The sequence below is a fragment of the Priestia sp. P5_B4 genome (assembly GCF_056400385.1).
On the sequence record NZ_JBFULJ010000468.1, the window covers coordinates 1 to 2,980 of the forward strand.

Sequence of the window (2,980 nt, forward strand, 5' to 3'; positions counted from 1 at the left end):
CACCTAATGTATCGACATGAGCCGTCAGCATGCGGTGGTGATCTGTATCTTTACCGGGAATAGTAGCGACTAAGCCTCCTTTTCGATTGCGATACGTTTGAATATTTAGCTCTTTTATATAGTCTTCGACAAATGAAATTACCTTTTCTGTATTTCCAGAAGGACTGGGAATCGAAACAAGCTTTTTAATTAACTGAACAGTTTCCGTCATTATGACACTTCCTTTGTCTCTCATTTCTTTTATTTTACCATATGTTTCAAAAAAGATAACAGTCAGCTCCAAACAAAACAAGCCGGGCAGCTGCCCAGCTTGTTTTGTTTTAAGCTATGTTTGATTTCTTTAATTCATTTGTATAATTTAATGATTTTTGCTTATCAAATTCGCCTTCAGACTTTGACATCACAATTGCAGCTAAAGCATTGCCTACTACGTTAACTGTGGTACGCATCATATCAAGAATGCGGTCAATTCCTGCAATAAATGCCATGCCTTCAAGAGGGAAGCCCATAGATTCAAGTGTAGCAAGTACAACTACAAACGATGCTCCCGGTACACCAGCCATTCCTTTTGAGGTTAACATTAGCACAAGAAGGAGCTGAATTTGATCCATAATGGAAAGGTCGATGCCGTACATTTGAGCAATAAACAGCGATGCCAGCGCCTGATAAATGGTTGAACCATCTAAGTTAAACGTGTAGCCTGTTGGAATAACAAACGATGTAACCGATTTAGAACAACCGAAGTCTTCCATCTTTTTGATAAGAGATGGTAAAACGGCTTCTGAACTTGCCGTTGTAAAAGCAAGAAGCAGCTCGTCTTTTAACACTTTTATCAGCGTAAACATGCTTGTTCCAGCCATTTTAGCAATAATTCCAAGAACCACAAGCACAAAGAAAATCATGGTGAAGTAAACGGCGAACACTAATTTTCCTAATGGAATAAGTGATCCGACACCAAACTTTATAATATTAACACCAATAAGTGCAAATACACCTACTGGAGCAAATTTCATCACCAAATTAGTTACCCAAAACATTGCATCCAAGACGCCTTCAAAAAAGGCTAAAACAGGTTTTCCTCTCTCTCCAATCGAAGCTACGCCTACACCAAACAGTACGGAAAATAAAATGATTGGTAAAAGATCGCCCTCTGCTACCGATTGAAAGACSTTTGTTGGAACAATATGAAGAAGCTCTTGAGCAATGCCTGTACTTTCAGACGTTTTTGCCGTTGCCTCATATTGAGAAATATCGCTTTTTCCAATATGTCCCATATCAACCCCTGCACCAGGGTGGAATAAGTTCGCGGCAATAATCCCCACTACAATAGCAATGGTTGTAACAATTTCAAAATAAAGAATTGTTTTTCCACCAAGCTTACCTAATTTTTTGATATCGCCTACTCCTGCGACCGCYACGATTAATGCTGAAATCACAATCGGTACGACAATCATCTTAATTAAATGAATAAATATGTCTCCAACCGGCTGTAAAATAGAAATGGCTGTATCGCTTCCATAAAAAATAGCACCTACAGCTACGCCTAAAATCAGTCCAATTAGAATCTGAGTTGCTAGACCTAACCTTTTCACTTTCTTGCTCCTTTCGCACAGTTGACTTTCATCCATCGAGCATATGCGGTTCCGTGAACCGTGTATAAATATACATCCTTACAGCACCTTATGTAAACAGTTCTTTACTAAAAGGATGTAAGGCCGCACATGCGAATTTTTAAAAGCCACGGTTCTGTTTTATCATATCAAATAATTGTTGTATATTGAGATTTTTTTGCTAAGTATTTTTCTATTTTTGCTATTTCAGCGAATAAATTAAAAAAATAAAATTTTATATTGAAATATGCATTTTAGGTTAGTATAATACGATACATGTTTATTTTTATTATTCGAATATAAAATTCTGAAAATTTTAATTATTCAACACGATAATAAAAAGCATTTATAATTTTGGAGGTTTTAACGTGTCAAACAAAGTTCCTTTTTCATTTATAGTGGTTATTGGCTTTATGCTTTTTGCCCTATTCTTCGGCGCAGGTAATTTAATCTTCCCTGCAATGTTAGGTCAGTCTGCTGGAAGCAATATTTGGTCAGCAAACGCTGGATTTTTAGTAACGGGTGTAGGTCTGCCTCTTCTAGGCGTTCTCGCATTTGGTTTTTCCGGAAAAGAGGATTTGCAATCTTTAGCTAGTCGCGTACACCCAGCTTTCGGTATTATCTTTACTACGATTTTATACTTGGCAATCGGACCGCTTTTTGCGATGCCAAGAACGGGAAGCGTTTCGTTCGAAATTGGCGTTAAGCCTTTTTTATCAGAAAATCCAGGGCATCTTCCCCTTATCATTTTCACGGTAATTTTCTTTACTATTACCTGCTTTTTTTCGCTAAATCCTGCGAAAATTGTCGATTTAGTAGGAAAAGTTTTAACACCTATTAAATTAACGTTTATTGGAATATTGGTAGTTGTAGCCGTTGTGAACCCAATTGGAAAATTTGAAGCACCAAGCGAAGCTTATACAACACACTCATTTTTTAAAGGCTTCCAAGAAGGCTACTTAACAATGGATACACTAGCATCATTTGTTTTTGGAATTATTATTATTAATGCAATTAAGGAAAAAGGAGCAAAAACCAACCGACAAATCATCACAATTTGTGCAAAAGCTACGGCTATCGCTGCCGTTATTTTAGCTCTTATTTATAGTGCATTGTCTTATATGGGTGCTTCAAGCGTATCAGAGCTTGGACGTCTTGATAACGGAGGTACGGTTTTGGCTGAAGTATCAAATTACTACTTCGGCTCTTACGGAGGAATTCTTTTAGGTCTGATGATTACCGTTGCTTGTTTAACAACAAGTGTAGGCCTTGTAACATCTTGTTCATCTTTCTTCCATAAGCTGTTTCCAAGGGTTTCTTATAAGTTGATTGCTGTCATTTTATCAGCATTCAGCGCCGTTGTAGCAAAC

2 protein-coding genes and 1 pseudogene are annotated in these 2,980 nt (G+C 37.3%); 1 reads left to right on the plus strand and 2 read right to left on the minus strand.

Annotated elements, in window-relative coordinates; genetic code table 11:
- Together AC1DRF_RS21410 and AC1DRF_RS21415 are read right to left on the minus strand one after the other, a co-directional pair.
- Window positions 1-211, minus strand: a pseudogene (locus AC1DRF_RS21410) (peptidase M42); the annotation flags it as partial.
- 109 nt (window positions 212-320) lie between these two features.
- Window positions 321-1,592: a cation:dicarboxylate symporter family transporter gene (locus AC1DRF_RS21415; RefSeq protein ID WP_477741635.1), complete on the minus strand. Its 1,272-nt coding sequence runs from the start codon at window positions 1,590-1,592 to the stop codon at window positions 321-323.
- Between the two features lie 386 nt (window positions 1,593-1,978).
- Between AC1DRF_RS21415 and brnQ the strand changes: the two genes are divergently transcribed.
- On the plus strand, window positions 1,979-2,980 hold a 1,002-nt coding region (brnQ, locus tag AC1DRF_RS21420; protein ID WP_477741636.1), incomplete at its 3' end, for a branched-chain amino acid transport system II carrier protein.